The following is a 20,124-nucleotide window of genomic DNA, read 5'->3' as shown; positions in this document are numbered from 1 at the left end:
CCAGAGATCCGCTCAGAGGTCGAACAACTCGGCCCTGAAGTTGACGTTGCGGTCGATATGGATCGTGAAATCCGCCTTGCTGTCGCCGTCATTGTCGAAGGCGACATAGCGTTCGTCCTTAAACGTGTAAGCGCGCAATTCACCCGCATGGCCGGAAAACGCATCGTCGCCGATGAAGGAGAAGGCCTGATCGCCCTTCTTCGTCTCGTTGGCGTCGATGCCGCTGAGATCGATCACGTCGCCCTGCTTGCCGTTCAGGTCGGTGATCGTGTCTGCTCTGGCGCGGTTTGCGGAACTGTCGCCGAGCGCGAAGACGAAGGTGTCGGCCCCGGAATTGCCGGTGAGCGTATCGATGCCAGCGCCGCCGTTGAGAATGTCGGCCCAACCGCCTCCGATGAGAACGTCGCGTCCCTCGCCTCCCGACAGGGTGTCCTTGCCGCTGCCGCCACTCAATGTGTCGTTGCCGGCGCTGCCGGCGAGCGTGTCGTTGCCTGCGCCGCCGTCGAGCTTGTCGGCGCCGTCGCCGCCATCCATCACATCGCCGCCGAGGCCGCCGGCGATCACGTCCGCTCCGGCCCCGCCGTTGAGGATATCGTTGCCGTTATTGCCGTCGATCTGGTCGGCGAAGTCGGTGCCGGTATAGGTGTCGGCGCCGGCCGAGCCGACGAAGTGCTGGGCCTGGTTGTCGAGAAGGTCGTAGAGATAGTCGATATATTCGTAGCCGCTGTCGCCGTCGCCGTCGAAGTCGAGCACCGAGTTCGCCTTCCGCAAAGCGTTGTAGATCTGATAGACGAGATTGTCTTCACCGGTGCCGGCGCCGATTGCGGCGGAATAGTCGAGCCCGGAGATCACCAGTCCCTGCAAAACGCCGGTGAGTTCGCCGCGGACTCCCGCCGTGTCGTCCTGCGTATAGGTGGTGCCTTCATCATAGGAGCCGAGAGAGATCGACGAGACGGAGCCGGAAATGCCGTGGCCATAGCTTGGGCCGAGCAGTCCATCATAAGCGAGGTCGGCGCCTTCGATCACCACCTGCGCGTCGTTGTCGGTCCCCGCATAGCGGAAGCCCACCTGAGAACCGTTGAAATAGCCGTAGGGCGATTGATACGTGCCGCCGTAATAGGTGGATGCGCCGGCCGTGGAGCCCACCGCCGTGGTCGCGAAGTAGTCATAGATAAATTGCTTGTAGTCGATCGAGGACATTGCGCTCGCATCGATGGTGATCATGTCTGCCATTTTTCTCTCCTTGCACGTCCACAAAGCGCCCCGTCCGCGGACGGCGCGCGGGAATCGGGGCGGCGCGCCGGCATGGCCGGGCCGCTCAATCTCTTTTTGTGTGGGTGAAGCGCGGATCTCAGCGCGTGATCGCGCTCTGCAAAGGCCGCGGGAGCAACCCCTCGGCGGCTCCGGCGGTGGTTCTAGTAAACATGAATATTTCAGTCAACATCTACGACGGCTTGGACGTCATTAAATATGACATTTTTTATCAGCATTTCCCTCTCAGAAGGGTCGCAGGCTGAAAGTGTCATAGTCTGCATAGGCTTCCGGACCGATCACGCGATCCAGGCTTTGCAGATTCCGCATCAGACTCGCCGATTTGGCGGTGCCGATGAGCACGCTCGCGACGCATGATTCCGCCAGCGGGAATCGAAGCGCCAGTGTGGCCAGATCAAATCCCTGCCGTTCGGCCAGCGCTTTCATGCCGCCGACCCGGGTTTGGATGTCGTCGGAGGCCGGCGCATAGTCGAAGGTCGCGTCTGGCGAGGGGCCTGTGGCCAGAATGCCGGAATTGAACACGCCGCCGATGACGAGCGACGTGCCGCGCTTACGGCAAAGCGGCAAGAGATCGCGCTCCGCAGATCGGTCGAGCAGCGTGTAGCGTCCTGCGAGCAGGATGACGTCGATGTCGAAATCACCCATCAGATCGATACAAATCGCCGTCTCGTTGACGCCGACGCCCCAGGCGTCGATCACGCCCTGCGCCTTCAACTCTTCCAGCGCTGCGCCGCCGCTGCGGCGGAAGTCGTCGAGATGTCTGGAGTTCTCCGGCTCCTGATGGGTATAGGGGCCGATATCGTGGACGAAGACGACGTCGAAGCGGTCGACGCCCATGCGCTTGCCGCTTTCCTCCAGGCTGCGAAGGATGCCGTCGCGGCTGTAGTCGTAGCGCATGACGGCTGGATTGGCGTCGACGAAGCCGTAATCCGGCGCTTCCTCTCGCGGGACCGGGGTGAACAGGCGACCGACCTTGGTGGAAATCACGACGTCCGATCGCGTCTTGTCGGAGAGGAATTTGCCAAGGCGCTCTTCCGACAGGCCCGCGCCGTAATGCGGCGCGGTATCGAAATAGCGAATGCCGGCGTCCCAAGCGGTCTGCAGCACCTCGCGCGCCTGCTCATCCGAGCAGGGCCGGTAAAGGCCCGCGAGCGGCGCGCAACCGAAACCGATTTCCGAGATCTGGAGCGAGGTCTTTCCGACGCGGCGGGTCTTCATGGCGTATCCTTTCAATCGAGATGATAGACGCAGGGCAGAAACGACCACCATTCGCCCGGCGCAGCCGTGTCGAACGGCGTTTGGCAGGCGTCGGTAAGGGCGAGCCATCGCCTGGTGACATCCAGATCGCCCAGCCGTTTCATGTCGCCTTCGAAGTCGTCTCCGACGTAAACCCAGACGCCGAACAGAATGTTCTCCGGCTCCTTGAGAAAGATGGAGTAGTCGCGAATATGGGCGGCTTTCAGCGCGGCGTCCATCTCCGGCCAGGGCTGGGCGTGAAGCTGCTTGTAGGTCTGCACCATCTCCGGCTTCAGCCGGATGGCCATGCCCATCTTGGCCATGTCAGCGGATCCGGGCGCCGTCGAGGGTGAAATAGCGGGCGTTGGCCGGGTCGAAGCGCATGTCGATCGCGTCGCCGACGCGGGCTGCCGTCTTGCGCTTTTCCGCCACGACGATGGCGCCGTCCGGCAGCGCGGCGTGCACATAGGCGGTGGCGCCGAGATGCTCGACCACATCCGCCTGCGCCGGAAATGCGACGCCGTCGCCCTCGTCGAGATGTTCCGGCCTCAGGCCGATCAGCAATTTCGACGACGGCGCAAGCGGCGTCGACAGAGCGGGGCAGGGCATGGAGATGGCGGCGAATTCGAGGCGTTGGCCGTCAGCCGACACCGTCGCCTGCAGGAAATTCATCCGCGGCGAGCCGATGAAGCCGGCGACGAAGGCGTTGTCGGGGTCCTCATAGAGCGCCACCGGCGAGCCGATCTGCTCGACGCGGCCGGCGCGCAGCACGACGATCTTGTCGGCGAGCGTCATCGCTTCCGTCTGGTCGTGGGTGACATAGATGATGGTGTTCTTGAGCGTCTGATGCAGCTTGGCGATCTCCACCCGCGTCTGCACGCGCAGTTCCGCATCGAGATTGGAGAGAGGCTCGTCGAACAGGAAGACATCGGGATTGCGCACGATCGCCCGGCCGATGGCGACGCGCTGGCGCTGGCCGCCGGAAAGCGCCGCGGGCTTGCGGTCGAGCAACGGCGTCAGTTGCAGGATGCTGGCGGCGCGCGCCACCTTCTCCTCGATCTCCGCCTTCGGCGCTTTGGCCATGCGCAGGCCGAAACTCATGTTCTCGGCCACCGTCATATGCGGATAGAGCGCATAGGACTGGAAGACCATGGCGACGCCGCGCTCGGACGGCTCGGTATCGTTCATCCTGACGCCGCCGATGAACAGGTCGCCGCCGGTGATCTCCTCGAGCCCGGCGATCATGCGCAGCAGAGTGGATTTGCCGCAGCCGGACGGGCCGACGAAGACGGTGAATTCGCCCCGCTCGATCTGCATGGACACGCCGTGGATGACGTGAGCCGCGCCATAGGACTTGGTGACGTTGGCGAGTTCGATCTGATGCATGGTTCAACCCTTCACGGCGCCGGTGGCGATGCCATTGACGATGCGCCGCTGGAAAATGAGGTAGATGAGAACGATGGGGGCGGCGGCGATGACGATGCCGGCCATCAGCAGCGGCACATTGGTGGTGTATTCGCCCTTCAGCGCCGCGATGCCGACCATCAGCGTCCGCTCCTTCTGCAGCACGAGCAGCGAGATCAGCACGTCGTTCCAGCAATAGAGCGTATTGAGAATGCCGAGCGTGATCAGCGCCGGACGGCCGAGCGGCAGCATCACATGCCACCAGATCTGCAGGAGTTTCGCGCCATCCATCCGCGCTGCCTCGACCAATTCCCGCGGCAGGCCGGAATAGAAGGCGGTCATCAGATAGACGCAGAACGGCAGGAAGAAAGCCGTGTAGGAGATGATCAGGCCGATGCGCGTGTTGACCAGATCGAGCGCGACGATGGTGCGGTAGAACGGCACCAGCACCACCTGCACCGGGATCATCAGCGAGGCCAGCACGACCATGAACAGCAGTTTCCGATAGGGAAAGCGCAGCATGGCGAAGGCGAAGCCGGCGAGCGATGAGACGAGCAGCAGCAGCGCCACCGCGCCGAATGTGGTGACGACGGAATTGAGGAAGTATTCGGACAGCTTCGACCGGTTCCACGCATTGACGAAATTGACGAAGGTCGGATCGTCGACCAGCGAGAAGCGGTTGAGAATATAGCCCTTGTCGGTTTTCAGCGCATTGTTGACGGCGAAATAGATCGGGTAGAGGCAGGTCAGCGCCAGGGCCCACATCGGGATCGACGCGAGCCGGAGCAGCGTCTTTTCGCGTTTTCCGGAAATGGCCATGGCGATCCTCAGAGGTTGGCGTTCTTGGACATGATCTTGATCTGGATATAAGCGAGGCCCGCCATCAGCGAGAACAGCAGCATGGAGATCGCCGCCGCATAACCCGGACGGTTCATCTTGCCCTGTTCCAGCCAGATCAGGAATTCCGGCAGCGCGGTCGACGTGCCCGGCCCCCGGCGGTCAGCACATAGATGAGGCCGAACATCGAGGTCAGCGCACCGATGGTGGTGACGACGCCGACGAATTCGATGATCGGCTTCAGCGCCGGAATGATAACGTGGATCCAGACCTGCAGCGGCTTTGCCCCATCGAGGCGAGCGGCTTCGACGAGTTCCTTGGGCACGGTGGAGAGGCCGGCCATGAAGATCAGCAGGCTCATGCCGAAGGTCGACCAGAGCTGCACGGCGAACAGGCAGAACAGCGCCGTCCAGCCCGAGCCGAGCCAATCGACCGGGATAAGGCCGACCGCTTTCAGCATGGCGTTAAGGCTGCCGTCATAGCGCAGCACCATGTTGAAGATCGAGCCGACGATGACGGAGGACAGCACGGCGGGCAGGAAATAGACGGCGCGGAAGAACCGGCCGCCCGGCACGCCCTGATGGATGAGGATGGCGAGCACCATCGGCAGCGCCACCCAGACAGGGAGAGTGGCGATCAGGATAAGGGTGTTTTCGACGCTGTCGCGAAAGGCGCTATCGGAGGCGATGGCGACATAATTGTCGACGCCGACAAAGGTGAAGGTCGACATGCCGTCGGTGTCGAAGAACGACAGGACGAAGCCCCAGATGAGCGGAAAAATCCTGAACAGCGCGACCAGCAGAATCGCCGGCGCGATGAACAGATAAGCGATGCGTCGTTCTGTGGCGCTGCCCACGCGTGTCGTCCCTTGCAATGCGGGCGCCGGGGTCGCCCCGGCGCGAATGTCCTGCTTATTTGTGCGCCTCGGCCTGCACGGCGTCCATCCGGGCCGCTGCTTCATCCACCGTCGTCTCGCCATTCAAGAGAAGCTGGCTGACGCGATGGATTTCCTCGAGCTCCTTGGCGGAGGAATTGGTGTGGGCGGTCGGAGCGCCCGACGAGGCCATCCAGCCGAGGATTTCGAGACCGGCCGGGCTTTTTACACCCTTGGTGTCGATCTTGGAGTTGGACGAAATCGCGCCGGCGTCGTTGAAGAAGATTTGCGCCGGCTCGGCTGACGCGAGAACCTTGGCGAACTCCAGAGCGAGATCGACATTGGGCGAGGCCTTGTTGACGCCATAGCCGATGCCGCCGGACAGCGGGAATTTCGGCTGCCCCTCGGTCTTGTCCGAGGCGACCTTGGGCGAGGGCATGATGTAGACGCCGTCGTTTTCGGGGCCCAGAAACTCGTCGAACTGCTTCCAATGGGCGACGTCGGAGATCAGGCCGATGGTGTTCGCCGCTTCGCCGCGCATGAAGCCTTCATATTCGTCCATGAACTTGGAGGTGGAATTGGCGCCCTGCGGGAACCAGCCGGACTTGTTGGCGTCGACCCAGGCCTGCAGGATGGATTTCACCGGCTCGCTCGACCATTTGACCTTGCCTGCCGCGAAATCGGCCTGCTCCAGCGCCGTCCACTGCGTGGCGGCGAGCGCCGAGAACCAGAATTCGATGCCGAAGCCTTCCTTGTTGCCCATCGCGAAGCAGGGAACTTCGCCCTTGGTCTTGATGGCTTCGCACATCTTGGAGAGATCGGCCCAGGTCTTGGGAGGATTGGCGGGATCGAGGCCGGCGTCCTGATAGAGCTTCTTGTTGTAATAGACCACGAAGCCCTGGATGGAGAGCGGGATGGCGTAGACGCCGCTCGCGTCGGAGAACTCTTCCCAACCGACCAGATCGGCCTTGATGTCGGCCACCTTGTCGTCGAGCTTGACGAGAGCGGGGAAGCGGGCCTTGGCCTGCGCGCCGCCATTCATCAGGAAGAGGTCCGGGCCTGAATTCGACGACAGCGCCGTGCCGAGCAGCGTGTAATACTGATCGTTGGGCTGCATGACGTAATTGACCGTCACATCCGGATGCTTGGCCTCGAAAAGCTCCTTGGCCTTCTGGTAATAGCTCGCGGTGGCGGGGTCGCCGGACTTCCAGTCCCACACCGTCAGTTCGGCGGAGAGCGCGTGGCCGGCGATCACCGCCAGCGACGCGCCCATCATAAGCGCCTTGATTGTCTTCAGCATGTCGAGTTCCTCCCAAGGATGATGCCGCGCCTCCCGCGCCGGCATGACGTCATTGCATTCAAATCGGCAGTCTGGGGTTGGCCGGCGCCGGCCCGAGATCCTGCCGCGCCAGAAGCGACGGCCGCGCCCAGTCGCGCCGCGCTGTTTCGGAGAGCACGAGACCATGGCCCGGTCTCTCCGGCGCGTAAGCCCAACCATTCTCGATCCGCACCGGTTCGTCGACCAGATGATCGAAATTCTGGAACGAATATTCGAGCCATTCGACCTCGGGCAGGGCGCAGGCCATGTGCACGCCGACCTCGAGAAAGGTGTTGCCAAGACTGACGGGCACAGCCTTTTCGGCCGCCAGCCAGCCTATCTTCATGACATCGCCGACCTGGCCGTGGACATTGATCATGTCGGCGGCCTCGGCTTCCAGAAGTAGCCGCTTGCCGGTGAGGTCGAGATATTCGCCGGTGTTGATCTGGGTGCGCGAAGCCGAGCGGCGCAACAGCCTGAGGCCGTCGAAATCGCTGCGCAGGATAGGATCTTCGACCCAGAGCAGATCGTGGCCGTCCTTCTGAATCCACTCGATCTTCATCAACGCTTCCTTGGCGCTCCAGGCCTCGTTGGCGTCGATCATGATGTCCGATCCTGCCGGAACGACGGCCTTCAGCAGCCTCATGCGATTCAGGTCGCGTTCGAAATCGGGATGACCGACCTTGATCTTGAAGGCGCGGTAGCCGATCGAGGCGGCGTAAGCGAAGAGCGACTGAAACTGGTCGTCGGAGAGGTGATAGTCGAGGCCGCTCGCGTAAGCTTTCACCCGGTCGCGGCGGCCGCCGAGCAACCTGTGCAGCGGCAGGCCCGCTTCCTTGGCGGCGAGATCCCAGAGCGCCACCTGCAGCGCTTCATGAAACGGAAGAGAGAAGGCGCGCTGATTCCCGCCGCGCGGGCGGCTCTGCCGATGCGCCAGCGCGATCGCCGGCTGGCCTTCGATGACCGGCCAGATTTCGCTCGCGAAGACGCGGGAAATTTCCTCTTCGCCCGGAAGCGGCGTAAAAAGGGTCTGGATAAAGCCGAGACCGACCGCGCCGCTTTTGGAGATCAGTTCGAGGGCTGCTACATTAGCATCGTCCGCCCGCACCTGGCTGTCGCCGATCACGCGGTCGCGGGCGAATTGAAAACGGGTGATGCGAAAGGCCACAAGCGTCATGAACTAATCTCTGATCGATTAAATCGTTGAACTGATCTATCAGTTGCCGTATCTGATATGGCAAAACAGGATGGCGTGCAAGTGGCCCGAAAAACAAAAAACCTAGACCCGGTGGAAGAAAACGGCAGCGCCCAGCGCATGAGCGACATCGCTTATGAACGGATTCTCGAAGCACTGTTCGATCGCAAGGTGCAGGCCGGCGCCTTCGTTTCCCAAGGCGAATTGTCCGATCTGGTCGACGTGCCCGTCGCGCCGCTGCGCGATGCGTTGAGGGTGCTGGAGGCGGAGGGCATCCTCACCATCCATCCCCGCTCGGGCATCCAGTTCGTCCGTCCCGGCCTGGAGCTGACGCGCTCGACCTACCAATTCCGTTCGATCATCGAAAAGGCTGCGATCCGGGTTTTCGCCGAGCAGGGCGACGAGGCTCTGGTGACCGCCATGCTGGAGCGTCATCTGCGGCTGATGATGGCGATCGGGACCGAAGGCCTCGGCGCCGCCGAACTCATTGAAATGGAAGCTCTCGAGCAGATGCTGCACAACGCCGTCATCGGCGTGTTCCGCAATCCGCTGATCGACAGCAGCTACCGCCGCATGCACAATTATCTCCGGCTACTGCGGCTCGACCGCAAACTGACCGCGCCTGTGGCGCTTCGGACGCTGAAGGAGCATGTCGAGATCATCGAAGCCTGCCGGGCGCGCGATGCGGACAAGGCCGAACAGGCGCTGGACGCGCATTTTCAGGCGGCGATGAGCCGCAATCTCGGCCTGATCTGACTTGCTCCGCGCCAGTATCGTCCCCACATCGCGGCGGAAAGGGGCTCAGCATGTGCCGGCACTGTGACAATCTCGATGACGACGACGAGGAGCGTCCGCGCCGTGGCCGCAACTGGCATGGACCGTTTCGCAAGACGCCGGGCAGGCTTTTCGGCATGGGCGTCATCCGGCTCTATCAATTGACGCTGTCGAGCCTGATCGGCAATTCCTGCCGCCACATGCCGACGTGTTCGGAATTCGGCTACGAGGCCGTCGCCCGGCACGGGCTCTGGGCCGGCGGCTTCCTCACCCTTTTCCGCGTCGCGCGATGCGGCCCGGGCGGCACTTGGGGCGTCGATCCGGTTCCGCAAGAATTGACGCCCGCCATGCGCTGGTATCTACCATGGAGCTACTGGCGAAGGGGGTGACATTCTTGCACGGCCCAAGCGTTTCGGACGCGAATATTGGCCGCCCTTTCATGAATATTTGCCCATCGTCAACCGTTCCGTGATCATCATCCGCGGAACGAATCGGATGGAGTGGGCGAAAGATGGCGAAAACGACGAAGAGAGGGTTTTTGCTGGGTGCGGGCGCCGGGCTCGCCGGCATGGGGCTGTGGCGCGCGGCGAGCGGTTCGGCTCCGCGGGGGCCTACTTTTCCGGCTTTCGACAGTTTCCTCTCCGCCAAAGGCAATGTTCTCAACGACGCCAGCCAGCTGGAGCCGACCGAGATCACCAAGCTGTTGCAATTCAACGCCCGCATCGACGGCGCCTTCGTCCACCAGTTGCGTGACCTGGTGCGAGCGCGGGCGACAAGACCTATCCGATGATCGCCAGCACCGCGCGGCATTCCATGGGCGGGCAGAGCATCCCGGACAAAGGGATCGCCCTGTCTCTGGTCCAGAGCTGGATCGAGCCGAATGTCAGCGCCCGCACCTATCGCGTAGGGGCAGGGACCCGCTGGCAAACGGTGATCCGGGAACTCGACAAAATCGGCTTTTCCCCGAAGATCATGCAATCCAACAATGATTTCGGCGTGGCCAGCACCTTCTCGGTCAATGCACATGGCTGGCCGGTTGCCCATCCCGGCTGCGGCGCCGGTGCGGTCGCTCAAGATGATGTTTCCCGACGGCGTCATCCGCACCTGCTCGCGCTCGGAGAACGCCGATGTTTTCCGCCACGCGATGGGCGGCTACGGCTTGTTCGGCGTCATTCTCGAACTCGAGCTCGACATGGTCCCCAATATGCGGCTCGAGCCGCGCTTCGAACCCGTTGCGGGCCGCCAACTCGGCCAGCGTTTCGCGGAAACGTTGGCCGCCGACCGTTCGGTCGAGATGGCCTATGGACGCCTCGACGTATCGATCGACAATTTTTTCAACGACGGTCTGCTGATCACCTTCCGGCCGACCGAAGACCAGAGCGATCTGCCGGCCGCCGAAGGATCCGGCATCGTCAGCGCGATCTCGGCGAAGATCTTCCGCATGCAGACGGAATCGGAAAGGTCGAAGCAGTTCAGATGGTGGACCGAGGAAACGCTCGGACCGTCCTTCACGGGCGTGACGACGCGCAACAATCTCATGAACGAGCCGGTCATCACGCTCGACGACGGCGATCCCAGCCGGACCGACATTCTGCACGAATATTTCGTGCCGCCGGATCGCTTCGCCGATTTCGTCGAGGCCTGCCGGGCGGTCATTCCGGCCTCCTACCAGCAGCTTCTGAATGTCACGGTGCGTTACGTCGCGGCCGATACGGAGAGCGTGCTCGCCTACGCGCCGGAGCCGCGCATCGCCTCCGTCATGGTTCTCGCAGGAAATGAGCCGACGCGGCGAGGAAGACATGCGGCGCATGACGCATCAGCTGATCGAGCGCGTGCTGGAGATCGGCGGCTCCTATTACCTGCCGTACCGGCCGCATGCGTCGCTCGATCAGCTGACGCGAAGCTATCCGCGCGCCGCCGACTTCGTCGCCTTCAAGCGCAGCCTCGATCCCCGGCTGATCTTTCGCAATCTGATGTGGGACCGCTATTTCAGCAAGCTGTGAGGACGCCATGAACCGCCTGAGACTGACTTCGACACTCTATTTTCTCATCCTGCTGGCGGTGGCGCTGCTCAATTACCTGCCCTTCATCCCGACGCCGGAGGGAAAAGTCTTCGGGATCTTCGCGCTCGACATCTATGACGACGCGCTGCATCTCGCGTCGGCGCTCTGGGCCGGCGCGTCCTCGCTGGCGGGCGCGCGCGCTTCGAAATTCTTCCTGCGCAGCTTCGGCATTCTCTACTTTGCCGATGGCGCGCTGGGCCTCGCCACCGGTTCCGGTTATCTCGATCTCGGCATCGTCCATTACGGCGTTCAGGATCTGCCGCTGACCTTCAAGATCCTCGCAAATCTGCCTCACCTGACGCTTGGCGGCGGCGCGATCGCGGCCAGCGTCATGTTTTCGCGAGACGCGCGATGATCCGCAAAGCGCTGAAAGGACTGGCTTGCCTTTTCGCCGCGCTGGCCATCGCCGTCATCCTTTTGCTCGCGCCGGTCGGTTATGTCGAAACCTTCTGCCGGGGCAAGATCGGCGCGGCGCGGACCGATCCGAAAATGAGCGATCCCGCCTTCTGGCGGGCCGAGGCCAACACCTATCTCACCTATCCCGAATGGCACATCGTCTACGCCTATGACGGCCTTGCGGAAACGCTCAAGACGACGGACGAATACGCTTTCGGCTATCTCGATTCCATCGCCGGATTCTGGTCCTCGACCTGCCAGATGATGCGTTACGCCGACGCCCATGGCGGCGCGGACGGCGCGACGAGGTTGATGGTCCACACGATCGGCGTCAGCTTCACTTTGGAAATGCTGATGAAGGCCGCCTATGAGGAGACGGTGGGACGGCTGTTCGCCGCCGTCAGAGGCGCGGAGAAGACGCAGCAGGATCTCGTCGCCCGCGACATGGCCGGCGCCTATGCCGCCTTTCTGCGCCAGACGCCTTGGTACAAGTTCGATTTCGGCCGGTGGCGCGACATGCTCGACGCGGCTCCCATGACGGACGTGCTGCGCGGCTGGGAGCGCCGGCTGGCGCTGGGCGGCGAATGGAGCGCCAAGATCGCCTATGCCCAGGCCATCGCCGCGGGCGTCGCTGCGACCGGCGAAGCCAAGCTCACCATCAGGTCACTGGTCGGCGACATGCCGACCAACGAATTGGCCTCGATCGAGGGCGTCCGCATCATCGCCGACACGACGGCCGGCGTGATCATCGAGACGGACCGATACGACGCCTTCACCAGGATCATCGCCGCCGTGACAGCCAAGCGGGCGCTTCATCGAGATCGCCGGCAATGACGACGTCATGGCCAGCGTGCTGCTGGCGCCCGGTGAAACCTATGCCGGGCCGGGAACGGAAATCGCCCGTGTCGGCCGCGACGGTTTCGAGGGCGACAGGGTTCTTGCGAGCCTCAAGACCAGCGAACTCGGCCGGCTCTATTCCGCCTACCCGGCAACGGCTGCGAGAGGAGTGGAGCATGTCTTCGATTACTGAGGCCCGTTTTGCGTCCGCCGTCGGTTATGGCGTAGGCGTCGCGGCGATCGGCCTGGCCGCTCTGGCGATTCAGCCGCTGACGCTGGTTGCGGTCGCCTCGCCGCAGACGGTGCGGGTGCTGACGGGCGGACTTCAACCGAACGAACTGCCCGAAGGCGTTGAGATGCTGGACTGGAGTGGCGGACAGGCGCGGCTGGAAGGCGTCGACGCGCGGGCGGCGCGACAGCTCTACCGGCGAGGCGCGCTGTTGATTCTGCCCGAACGTCCCGGCGGCTGCATCGCGCTGTCATCATGAGGCGAGACCATGAACGCCGAAAGCCGGACGGGCAGGGGCCGTCCGGCTTTCCAGATGGTCGAAGCGCGGCACAGGGGAGACCGGCTTCCGGAACAGGAGGTCGAAATATCGGGATCAGATCGTCGCGCGACGAGAAAGGGCGGCGCGGGTGGCATGCTCTTCGCGCACGGCATTGACGACGGAAGAGATGGCTGTCGCCAGAAACATCACGGCGACCACGCCGGCCATCATCGTCAGGGTCAGATACATCATCGTCGTCGTCCTTTCGTGTCTTCGTCCGCCGGTTTCCGCGATCGGGCGGTGTCGGCGCGGCTTCTGTTTCCAGGGAGGACGCTTGTTGTTGTGTTTGCGTCGCTCCGAACTTGAGGCGATATAACCATGCGCCCCCTGAAATCGCCCTGAATAGGCCGTTCATCCAGCGTTCAGTTTCGTGAATTGGCCGGAAACCGGTTGCGCCCCCGGAGTTCCATGACAAAAGGCGGCCCATATTCTCCTGGATGGCGACATGACCACGGCCTTCTATCCCGGCTCTTTCGATCCCCTGACCAACGGACATCTGGACGTTCTGATCCAGGCGCTTGCGATCGCCCCGAAGGTCGTGATCGCGATCGGCGTTCATCCTGGCAAGGCGCCGATGTTTTCCTTCGACGAACGCGCTGAACTCATCCGGCAGTCTCTCACCGAGACCTTGCCGGGCCGGCTCGCCGATATCGAAGTGGTCGCTTTCGACAATCTGGTCGTCGACGCGGCGCGCGCTCATGGAACCAAAATGCTGATCCGGGGTTTGCGCGACGGCACCGATCTCGATTACGAAATGCAGATGGCGGGCATGAACCGGCAGATGGCGCCGGATATTCAGACCGTCTTTCTTCCGGCGGGCGCGACGACCAGACCGATTACGGCCACATTGGTCCGGCAGATCGCGGCGATGGGCGGCGACGTCAGCGCGTTCGTGCCGAGGCCCGTCCTTGCGCGCTGCGGGCTCGGCGCGCGTCCTGAGCGTTCTGAACACAAGCATCTATAGGGAGACCCCATGAACCTCTTCAAAACTCTCGCCGCCGGCCTCGTGCTCGCTCTCGGCCTCGCCGGCGCGGCAAGCGCCAACCCGAACGAATTGACGATCCAGCTCAAGGACGGCCCCGTGGTCATCCAGTTGATGCCCGAGGTGGCGCCGAAGCATGTCGAGCAGATCAAGGCGCTCGCCGCCAAGGGCGAATACGACAATGTCGCCTTCCACCGCGTCATCGAGGGCTTCATGGCCCAGACAGGCGATGTGCAGTTCGGCAATATGACGAAGAACTTCGAACCGCAGCGCGCCGGCATGGGCGGTTCGGACCTTCCGGACATCCAGGCCGAGTTTTCGAACGTTCCCTTCGAACGCGGCACCGTCGGCATGGCCCGTTCGCAGGACCCCAATTCCGCCAATTCGCAATTCTTCATCATGTTCGCGCCGGGCGACTTTCTCAACGGCCAGTACACCGTGGTCGGCAAGGTCGTCAGCGGCATGGAGAATGTCGACAAGATCAAGCGCGGCGACGACGCCAACAACGGCTCGGTCACCGACCCCGACCGGATGATCAAGGTCACTGTCGGTAAGTAAGAATTCAACAAGGAGAAAACCCATGGCCGAGATCAAGGATCCGGAAAACACCATCGTGATGGAAACCACCAAGGGCAAGGTGGTCATCCAGCTTCTGCCGGAAGTCGCTCCCGGTCACGTCGCCCGCATCAAGGAACTGGCTCGCGAAGGCGCTTATGACGGTGTGGTCTTCCACCGCGTCATCACCGATTTCATGGCGCAGACCGGCGATGTGAAGTTCGGCAAGAAGGGCGGCGCGTCCTTCAATCCGGCCCGCGCCGGCATGGGCGGCTCCGAAAAGCCCGACCTGAAGGCTGAATTCTCGGCCGTCAGCCACGTGCGCGGCACCTGCTCCATGGCCCGTTCGCAGAACCCGAACTCGGCCAATTCGCAGTTCTTCATCTGCTTCACCGACGCCCCCTGGCTCAACAAGCAGTATTCCGTCTGGGGCCAGGTCATCGAAGGCATGGACTTCGTCGACCAGATCAAGCGCGGCGAGCCCGTGGTCGATCCCGACGAGATCGTCTCGATGAAGGTCGCGGCCGACATCGCCGCCTGATTCTCGTTTTCGATGGACACAGGCCGCCTCCGCGATTATGCGCGGGGGCGGTTTTCGTTTGGATGGACTATGCGCGTAGACCTGTTTGATTTCGAACTTCCCGAAGAGCGGATCGCCCTCAGACCGGCGGAGCCGCGCGACGCAGCGCGCCTGCTGATCGTCGATCCCGCCAGAGAGGGATTTCAGGACCTGATCGTGAAGGATCTCGTCGACCAACTCGGCCCCGACGACGTGATGGTGTTCAACGACACCAAGGTCATTCCGGCGCAGCTCGAGGGACGGCGGGTCCGCGGCGACAATATCGGCTCGGTCTCCGCCACCCTGCATATGCGCGTGAGCCCGTCTTCCTGGAAAGCGTTCGCCCGGCCGGGCAAGCGCATCAAGCAGGGCGACCGCATCGAATTCGGCCATGACGGCGACAATGCTTCCCTGGTCGGCAGCCTCGGCGCCGTCGTCTCTGAAAAAGGCGAGGCGGGGGAGGTGACCCTGACCTTCGATCTGTCCGGTCCGGCTTTGGACGAAGCGATCGCTGCGGTCGGTCATATTCCGTTGCCGCCCTATATCGCCTCCAAGCGTCCCGAGGACGCGCAGGACCGCAAGGACTACCAGACGATCTACGCAAGGGAAGAGGGCGCGGTGGCGGCTCCGACCGCGGGGCTTCACTTCACGCCGGAACTTTTCGACGCGCTCGACAAGAAGGGCGTCGGTCGCGCCTTCGTGACGCTGCATGTCGGGGCAGGGACATTTCTGCCGGTCAAAGCGGACGACACGACCGAGCACAAGATGCATCACGAGATCGGCCATATCGACCAGGCGACCGCCGACCGGCTGAACTCCGCGCGCGCCAAAGGCGGCCGGATCGTGGCGGTCGGCACCACCTCGCTGCGTCTCCTCGAAAGCGCAGCCAAGGACGACGGCTCGATCGCCGCCTGGTCTGGCGCGACCGACATCTTCATCACGCCCGGCTACCGCTTCAAGATCGTCGACCGGTTGATGACCAATTTCCACCTGCCGCGCTCGACGCTGTTCATGCTCGTCTCCGCCTTTTCAGGCTTGGAGACGATGAGAAAAGCCTATGAGCACGCCATCGACACCGGCTACCGCTTCTACTCCTATGGCGACGCCAGCCTGCTGACACGGAAAAACTGATGCACGAAGAGTTTAAATTCACGCTTCTCAAGACCGACGGCAAGGCGCGGCGCGGCGAAATCACCATGCCGCGCGGCACGATCCGTACGCCGGCCTTCATGCCGGTCGGCACCGTCGGCACGGTCAAGGCCATGTATCTCGACCAGGTGCGCGACACCGGCGCCGATGTGATCCTCGGCAACACCTATCACCTGATGCTGAGACCGGGTCCGGAGCGCGTGGCGCGTCTCGGCGGCCTGCATGAGCTGATCCGCTGGCCGCAGCCGATCCTCACCGATTCCGGCGGTTTCCAGGTGATGTCGCTGTCGGGCCTGCGCAAGCTCGACGAGAAGGGCGTGACCTTCAAGAGCCATCTCGACGGCTCGCTGCACCACATGTCGCCGGAACGCTCCATCGAGATCCAGGGGCTGCTGGACTCCGATATCCAGATGCAGCTCGACGAATGCCTGGCGCTGCCGGCCGAGCCCAAGGAAATCGAGCGCGCCATGGAAATGTCGGTGCGCTGGGCGGAACGTTGCAAGGTCGCCTTCGGCAACCAGCCGGGCAAGGCGATGTTCGGCATCGTGCAGGGCGGCGACCAGCCGGCGCTGCGCGTCAAGAGCGCCGAAGCGCTGAAGGCGCTCGATCTCAAGGGTTACGCCATCGGCGGGCTCGCCGTGGGCGAGCCGCAGCATGTGATGCTGGAGATGATCGAGACGGTCAATCCGCATCTGCCCACTGAGAAGCCGCGTTACCTCATGGGCGTCGGAACGCCCGACGACATGCTGAAATCCGTGGCGCGCGGCATCGACATGTTCGATTGCGTGATGCCGACCCGCTCGGGCCGCCACGGCCTCGCTTTCACCCGTCGCGGCAAGGTCAATATCCGCAACGCCCGCCATGCCGAGGACATGCGGCCGCTGGACGAGGAATCGTCCTGCCCCGCGGCGCGCGATTATTCCCGCGCCTATCTGCACCATCTCGTCCGCTCCAATGAGGCGCTCGGCGGCATGCTGCTGACCTGGAACAATCTCAGCTATTATCAGGACCTGATGAGCGGCATCCGCAAATCGATCGAGGAAGGCCGCTTTGCGGATTTCATGGCCGAGACGCAGGAGAACTGGGCGAGGGGCGATCTCGAACCGGTTTAAGTTGACTACATTAATCAAGAAAACGGCGTATCCGGACGGATGCGCCGTTTTTCGACTTTTCAGGGCGTCATTCGCGTGACATAGACACCGAACGCGAGACAACCGGACCAGGCCAGTGACCCCAGAGCATGTATTGAACGCCACCGAGGCGATGCGCGAACTCTTTCCCGCCACGCCCTTGCAGCTCAACGATCATCTGTCGCGCCGTTTCGGCGCCGAGATCTGGCTCAAGCGCGAGGATCTCTCGCCGGTGCGGTCCTACAAGATCCGCGGCGCGTTCAATTTCTTCCGCAAGGTCATCGCGCGCGGCGAGGGCGACACCACCTTCGTCTGCGCCTCCGCCGGCAATCACGCCCAGGGCTTCGCCTTTGTCTGCCGGCATTTCGGTGTCCAGGGCGTCGTCTTCATGCCGGTGACCACGCCGCAGCAGAAGATCGAAAAGACCCGCATGTTCGGCGGCGAATTCATCAAGATCCGCTTGATCGGCGACTTCTTCGACCAATGCTACGCCGCCGCCCGCGCCCATGCCGAACAGACCAATGGCTATATGGTGCCGCCCTTCGACCATGAGGACATCATCGAGGGGCAGGCGACCGTGGGCGCCGAAATCGTCGAGCAGATGCCGGAGGGCAAGCTTCCCGATCTGGTGATCATGCCGGTGGGCGGAGGAGGGCTGTCGGCCGGGATGACCGGTTTTCTCAGTGACCGCTTGCCGCGCGAAGCCTTCCTGTTCGCCGAACCCTCGGGCGCGCCGAGCCTCAAGCGCAGCCTCGAGGCGCACGCCATCCTGACGCTGCCCAAGGTCGACAATTTCGTCGACGGCGCCGCCGTGGCCCGCATCGGCGACCTCAATTTCGCCGCGCTCGAAGACTTCGATCCGCGCCAGGTGCTGCTGATGCCGGAAAACGCCATCTGCGCCACGATGATCGAGATGCTGAATGTCGAAGGCGTGGTGCTGGAGCCGGCCGGCGCGCTGTCGATCGCCGCGCTCGAACAGATCGGCGCCGATGCGCTCGCCGGCAAGACGGTGGTCTGCGTCGTCTCCGGCGGCAATTTCGATTTCGAGCGCCTGCCCGACGTCAAGGAACGGGCGATGCGCTATTCCGGCGTGAAGAAATACTTCATCCTGCGCCTGCCGCAGCGCCCGGGCGCGCTCAAGGATCTGCTCAATCTGTTCGGTCCCGACGACGACATCGCCCGGTTCGAATATCTCAAGAAATCCGCACGCAATTTCGGCTCGATCCTGATCGGCATCGAAACCAGCCATCGCGACAATTTTGTCGGGCTGATGGAGCGTTTCGACGCCGCCGGCTTGGGCTTCGAGGACATCACCGACAATGAGCTGGTGGCGAACCTGATCATCTGATTAGAAAAAATGCTTAAAATCTGAAGCTCGAAAATGCTAATAGAAATATTTCAACCCTATCATGATGTATTTATATTCAGAAATTTTACTATAAACATTACCGGTAGATAAAGCTACATTTTCAGATAACAATCAAAATTTATGATCACAATAATTTCATTTAACCAAGTCATCCATATTTCCTAGTAATCCAATTCTTTTATTTGGAACCGAGATAATAGGCACAATCTTTCCAGCCACCTCGGTTGCAACGATATAAACAAACCTAGGATCTTTTCGGAGTTCCCCGAGTAAATTATATATAACTTCCTGAAACGTTTCATTGCGCTCCAGCCTCGAAAACTCATTATTTGATAGCATTACAAATATAACGCACCCAGAAATACTTGGATTTTCATCCATGTATTTCTGAATCCTTCGGGTTCTATATGCAACATTAGAACCTCCGACAACCTCGCCAGCGTCAAAGGCAAAAATAACATCAACTATATAATTTCCATTTCCCGACCGCCCTATAAAATCAAGGAAATCGTCTCCGAATGCGAGGTCAGTAAATCCATAGTAACTTCTTAAAAAAGCCTCCAACGCCCCCTGCGAATATCCGTTTTCCTTTGCATTGAAGCTTACTAAAGAGCCACTAAAATCACTCAACGCACGTTGTTTATGCTCATCCTCAACTTTGCTCAACTCACTGACCGCTTGATCGGTCACTTGAGCTCCAATCTGTGTTTTTGCATTCAATAAAAATTGGGACGGGGTATACATCCAAAATCCTGCCGCATCAGTTTCTCGAAAAAACTCATCTACAAGTTCAGGGTGAGGGCCAAGCCTTTTGTTATCATCCGTTTTCTTCCACCAGTCTTCTTTCTGATCGGCTGTAATCAAGACAACATTTTTTATGTCGTTTTCCTTCACATGAGCGAGAGTCTGCCTCCAGAAAATCAGATCGCCAAACTTGCGCTGATAAGTCAGCCCCTTATGTCTGAAGGTTCCTTGGTCCGCTGCATTCTCCTTGTTTGCATCCTTGAATCCGGGCGGCACCTCTTTCTCATACCGGGCTTCCCCATCACGCATCAGCTCCATCAGCTCTGCCTCCTCCTCAGGGGAGGGCCAAGTCTATCATTAACTAGAGCATCAATTCTGTCTCTAATGGGATCATTATAGCCAATTTTGTGTTGCGTCTCTTTTTTCAATTGCGCCGAGTAATTCGTTTCGCGTTGCCTCCATTGAGGAGTATATCTGCAACACATCGACATCCAGACCACGCTCTTCAATTTTAAATTGCTCAAATGTTGCTTTCACTAAATTTAATGCGTCACTTATTTTTTTTTTTTGAAGCTTCCGCCGTTGATTTTATTCCTTTGGCAATAACGGTAATACGGTTGCGCTGAAACTCTAACGCCGCTTGATATGGTACAAATATTCGATCCGCAATTTGTTCAAGCGTGCTCAAAATTTGATTACGGCTTTCGTCTGGCAATCGATAAAGTTCCAAGAGTACTGATGCATCCAAAACAAATATGCCATTATTCCATAGCACTTTGTATTCTTCGTCGGTCGGAGCATAGAATTCTTTGAATTGCTCGCGCATGATTGCATTCTTCTAGTGTCGATTTTGACAAGGAAACATACAATGTATTAGGCGAA

At 61.0% G+C, this 20,124-nt stretch carries 25 protein-coding genes and 1 pseudogene; 15 read left to right on the top strand and 11 right to left on the bottom strand.

Annotation, left to right across the window (positions count from 1 at the left end; all coding sequences use genetic code 11):
* Positions 1-12: 12 nt before the first annotated feature.
* The 8 genes from H2O14_RS02105 to H2O14_RS02070 all read right to left on the bottom strand — a co-directional run bounded on the left by H2O14_RS02105 (position 13) and on the right by H2O14_RS02070 (position 8,118).
* A complete protein-coding gene (locus H2O14_RS02105; protein ID WP_182826331.1) occupies positions 13-1,233 on the bottom strand; it encodes a calcium-binding protein in 1,221 nt (406 codons plus the stop codon).
* 264 nt (positions 1,234-1,497) lie between these two features.
* A complete protein-coding gene (locus tag H2O14_RS02100; protein ID WP_182826330.1) occupies positions 1,498-2,490 on the bottom strand; it encodes an aldo/keto reductase in 993 nt (330 codons plus the stop codon).
* 11 nt (positions 2,491-2,501) lie between these two features.
* A complete protein-coding gene (locus tag H2O14_RS02095) occupies positions 2,502-2,831 on the bottom strand; it encodes an L-rhamnose mutarotase (RefSeq protein WP_182826329.1) in 330 nt (109 codons plus the stop codon).
* A gap of 1 nt (position 2,832) precedes the next feature.
* Complete coding sequence (locus tag H2O14_RS02090) at positions 2,833-3,894, bottom strand: ABC transporter ATP-binding protein (RefSeq protein ID WP_182826328.1); 1,062 nt, start codon at positions 3,892-3,894, stop codon at positions 2,833-2,835.
* Positions 3,895-3,897: 3 nt separating this feature from the next.
* Positions 3,898-4,731, bottom strand: a complete 834-nt coding sequence (locus tag H2O14_RS02085) for a carbohydrate ABC transporter permease (protein WP_182826327.1) — start codon at positions 4,729-4,731, stop codon at positions 3,898-3,900.
* Between the two features lie 136 nt (positions 4,732-4,867).
* Positions 4,868-5,605, bottom strand: coding sequence for a sugar ABC transporter permease (locus tag H2O14_RS27025; protein WP_312858535.1), 738 nt, complete (start codon positions 5,603-5,605; stop codon positions 4,868-4,870).
* Between the two features lie 55 nt (positions 5,606-5,660).
* Positions 5,661-6,923, bottom strand: a complete 1,263-nt coding sequence (locus H2O14_RS02075) for an ABC transporter substrate-binding protein (RefSeq protein ID WP_182826326.1) — start codon at positions 6,921-6,923, stop codon at positions 5,661-5,663.
* Between the two features lie 58 nt (positions 6,924-6,981).
* Positions 6,982-8,118: a mandelate racemase/muconate lactonizing enzyme family protein gene (locus tag H2O14_RS02070; protein ID WP_182826325.1), complete on the bottom strand. Its 1,137-nt coding sequence runs from the start codon at positions 8,116-8,118 to the stop codon at positions 6,982-6,984.
* Positions 8,119-8,199: 81 nt separating this feature from the next.
* On the opposite strand from H2O14_RS02070, the gene H2O14_RS02065 reads away from it, so the two are divergent.
* From H2O14_RS02065 to H2O14_RS02040, 9 genes and pseudogenes are all read left to right on the top strand, one after another.
* Positions 8,200-8,892 (top strand): GntR family transcriptional regulator, encoded by a 693-nt coding sequence (locus tag H2O14_RS02065; protein WP_263822177.1) that lies wholly within the window; start codon positions 8,200-8,202, stop codon positions 8,890-8,892.
* Between the two features lie 50 nt (positions 8,893-8,942).
* Positions 8,943-9,299 carry a membrane protein insertion efficiency factor YidD gene (yidD, locus tag H2O14_RS02060; protein ID WP_182826324.1) on the top strand — a complete coding sequence of 119 codons (357 nt, stop codon included), beginning with the start codon at positions 8,943-8,945 and terminating at the stop codon, positions 9,297-9,299.
* Between the two features lie 149 nt (positions 9,300-9,448).
* A complete protein-coding gene (locus H2O14_RS27020) occupies positions 9,449-9,700 on the top strand; it encodes a hypothetical protein (RefSeq protein WP_246697271.1) in 252 nt (83 codons plus the stop codon).
* A pseudogene (locus tag H2O14_RS27015) lies at positions 9,697-9,897 on the top strand (FAD-binding oxidoreductase); the annotation flags it as partial. The gene H2O14_RS27020 and the pseudogene H2O14_RS27015, both read left to right, overlap by 4 nt.
* 37 nt (positions 9,898-9,934) lie before the next feature.
* Positions 9,935-10,924 carry a hypothetical protein gene (locus H2O14_RS02055; RefSeq protein ID WP_246697696.1) on the top strand — a complete coding sequence of 330 codons (990 nt, stop codon included), beginning with the start codon at positions 9,935-9,937 and terminating at the stop codon, positions 10,922-10,924.
* Positions 10,921-11,328, top strand: a complete 408-nt coding sequence (locus H2O14_RS02050; protein ID WP_182826323.1) for a hypothetical protein — start codon at positions 10,921-10,923, stop codon at positions 11,326-11,328. Before H2O14_RS02055 ends, H2O14_RS02050 begins: the two co-directional genes overlap by 4 nt.
* The gene (locus H2O14_RS02045) at positions 11,325-12,203 is read left to right on the top strand and encodes a hypothetical protein (protein WP_246697270.1); all 879 of its coding nucleotides are present in this window, start codon (positions 11,325-11,327) and stop codon (positions 12,201-12,203) included. The genes H2O14_RS02050 and H2O14_RS02045 overlap by 4 nt, the downstream gene beginning before the upstream one ends.
* A 7-nt stretch (positions 12,204-12,210) precedes the next feature.
* Complete coding sequence (locus tag H2O14_RS27010) at positions 12,211-12,399, top strand: hypothetical protein (protein WP_246697269.1); 189 nt, start codon at positions 12,211-12,213, stop codon at positions 12,397-12,399.
* Complete coding sequence (locus H2O14_RS02040) at positions 12,383-12,694, top strand: hypothetical protein (RefSeq protein ID WP_182826322.1); 312 nt, start codon at positions 12,383-12,385, stop codon at positions 12,692-12,694. The genes H2O14_RS27010 and H2O14_RS02040 overlap by 17 nt, the downstream gene beginning before the upstream one ends.
* Positions 12,695-12,808: 114 nt before the next feature.
* Here the strand turns inward: H2O14_RS02040 and H2O14_RS02035 are convergent, their stop codons facing one another.
* Positions 12,809-12,946, bottom strand: a complete 138-nt coding sequence (locus tag H2O14_RS02035; RefSeq protein WP_182826321.1) for a hypothetical protein — start codon at positions 12,944-12,946, stop codon at positions 12,809-12,811.
* Between the two features lie 253 nt (positions 12,947-13,199).
* Between H2O14_RS02035 and coaD the strand changes: the two genes are divergently transcribed.
* The 6 genes from coaD to ilvA all read left to right on the top strand — a co-directional run bounded on the left by coaD (position 13,200) and on the right by ilvA (position 18,477).
* Positions 13,200-13,718: a pantetheine-phosphate adenylyltransferase gene (coaD, locus tag H2O14_RS02030; protein WP_182826320.1), complete on the top strand. Its 519-nt coding sequence runs from the start codon at positions 13,200-13,202 to the stop codon at positions 13,716-13,718.
* Between the two features lie 9 nt (positions 13,719-13,727).
* A complete protein-coding gene (locus H2O14_RS02025; protein ID WP_182826319.1) occupies positions 13,728-14,294 on the top strand; it encodes a peptidylprolyl isomerase in 567 nt (188 codons plus the stop codon).
* Between the two features lie 22 nt (positions 14,295-14,316).
* A complete protein-coding gene (locus H2O14_RS02020) occupies positions 14,317-14,832 on the top strand; it encodes a peptidylprolyl isomerase (RefSeq protein WP_182826318.1) in 516 nt (171 codons plus the stop codon).
* Positions 14,833-14,901: 69 nt separating this feature from the next.
* Positions 14,902-15,981, top strand: coding sequence for a tRNA preQ1(34) S-adenosylmethionine ribosyltransferase-isomerase QueA (queA, locus tag H2O14_RS02015; RefSeq protein WP_182826317.1), 1,080 nt, complete (start codon positions 14,902-14,904; stop codon positions 15,979-15,981).
* The gene (tgt, locus tag H2O14_RS02010) at positions 15,981-17,111 is read left to right on the top strand and encodes a tRNA guanosine(34) transglycosylase Tgt (protein ID WP_182826316.1); all 1,131 of its coding nucleotides are present in this window, start codon (positions 15,981-15,983) and stop codon (positions 17,109-17,111) included. The genes queA and tgt overlap by 1 nt, the downstream gene beginning before the upstream one ends.
* A gap of 115 nt (positions 17,112-17,226) precedes the next feature.
* On the top strand, positions 17,227-18,477 hold the full coding sequence (gene ilvA, locus H2O14_RS02005; protein WP_182826315.1) for a threonine ammonia-lyase: 1,251 nt from the start codon (positions 17,227-17,229) through the stop codon (positions 18,475-18,477).
* 156 nt (positions 18,478-18,633) lie between these two features.
* Here ilvA and H2O14_RS02000 read toward each other — a convergent pair whose 3' ends face one another.
* A complete protein-coding gene (locus H2O14_RS02000; RefSeq protein ID WP_281410003.1) occupies positions 18,634-19,563 on the bottom strand; it encodes a PIN-like domain-containing protein in 930 nt (309 codons plus the stop codon).
* A 229-nt stretch (positions 19,564-19,792) separates the two neighbouring features.
* Entirely contained in the window at positions 19,793-20,068 is a 276-nt protein-coding gene (locus H2O14_RS01995; protein WP_182826313.1) for a PIN-like domain-containing protein, read from the bottom strand.
* Between the last annotated feature and the right edge of the window lie 56 nt (positions 20,069-20,124).

Origin of the sequence: Rhizobium sp. G21 (genome assembly GCF_014158035.1) — a bacterium.
Taxonomy (GTDB): Bacteria; Pseudomonadota; Alphaproteobacteria; order Rhizobiales; family Rhizobiaceae; genus Rhizobium_E.
This window is presented reverse-complemented; position numbering and strand designations above follow the sequence as displayed.

Bases quoted from the DNA above. Each gene is read 5' to 3' on its own strand.
- H2O14_RS02070 (WP_182826325.1), bottom strand. From the start codon at position 8,118: ATGACGCTTGTGGCCTTTCGCATCACCCGTTTTCAATTCGCCCGCGAC.
- H2O14_RS02095 (WP_182826329.1), bottom strand. From the start codon at position 2,831: ATGGCCAAGATGGGCATGGCCATCCGGCTGAAGCCGGAGATGGTGCAG.
- H2O14_RS02035 (WP_182826321.1), bottom strand. From the start codon at position 12,946: ATGATGTATCTGACCCTGACGATGATGGCCGGCGTGGTCGCCGTGATG.
- H2O14_RS01995 (WP_182826313.1), bottom strand. From the start codon at position 20,068: ATGCGCGAGCAATTCAAAGAATTCTATGCTCCGACCGACGAAGAATAC.
- H2O14_RS02100 (WP_182826330.1), bottom strand. From the start codon at position 2,490: ATGAAGACCCGCCGCGTCGGAAAGACCTCGCTCCAGATCTCGGAAATC.
- H2O14_RS02050 (WP_182826323.1), top strand. From the start codon at position 10,921: ATGAACCGCCTGAGACTGACTTCGACACTCTATTTTCTCATCCTGCTG.
- H2O14_RS02025 (WP_182826319.1), top strand. From the start codon at position 13,728: ATGAACCTCTTCAAAACTCTCGCCGCCGGCCTCGTGCTCGCTCTCGGC.
- H2O14_RS02090 (WP_182826328.1), bottom strand. From the start codon at position 3,894: ATGCATCAGATCGAACTCGCCAACGTCACCAAGTCCTATGGCGCGGCT.
- queA (WP_182826317.1), top strand. From the start codon at position 14,902: ATGCGCGTAGACCTGTTTGATTTCGAACTTCCCGAAGAGCGGATCGCC.
- H2O14_RS02045 (WP_246697270.1), top strand. From the start codon at position 11,325: ATGATCCGCAAAGCGCTGAAAGGACTGGCTTGCCTTTTCGCCGCGCTG.
- H2O14_RS02085 (WP_182826327.1), bottom strand. From the start codon at position 4,731: ATGGCCATTTCCGGAAAACGCGAAAAGACGCTGCTCCGGCTCGCGTCG.
- H2O14_RS02055 (WP_246697696.1), top strand. From the start codon at position 9,935: ATGGCTGGCCGGTTGCCCATCCCGGCTGCGGCGCCGGTGCGGTCGCTC.
- tgt (WP_182826316.1), top strand. From the start codon at position 15,981: ATGCACGAAGAGTTTAAATTCACGCTTCTCAAGACCGACGGCAAGGCG.
- coaD (WP_182826320.1), top strand. From the start codon at position 13,200: ATGACCACGGCCTTCTATCCCGGCTCTTTCGATCCCCTGACCAACGGA.
- H2O14_RS02075 (WP_182826326.1), bottom strand. From the start codon at position 6,923: ATGCTGAAGACAATCAAGGCGCTTATGATGGGCGCGTCGCTGGCGGTG.
- H2O14_RS27010 (WP_246697269.1), top strand. From the start codon at position 12,211: ATGGCCAGCGTGCTGCTGGCGCCCGGTGAAACCTATGCCGGGCCGGGA.
- yidD (WP_182826324.1), top strand. From the start codon at position 8,943: ATGTGCCGGCACTGTGACAATCTCGATGACGACGACGAGGAGCGTCCG.
- H2O14_RS02020 (WP_182826318.1), top strand. From the start codon at position 14,317: ATGGCCGAGATCAAGGATCCGGAAAACACCATCGTGATGGAAACCACC.
- H2O14_RS02040 (WP_182826322.1), top strand. From the start codon at position 12,383: ATGTCTTCGATTACTGAGGCCCGTTTTGCGTCCGCCGTCGGTTATGGC.
- H2O14_RS02105 (WP_182826331.1), bottom strand. From the start codon at position 1,233: ATGGCAGACATGATCACCATCGATGCGAGCGCAATGTCCTCGATCGAC.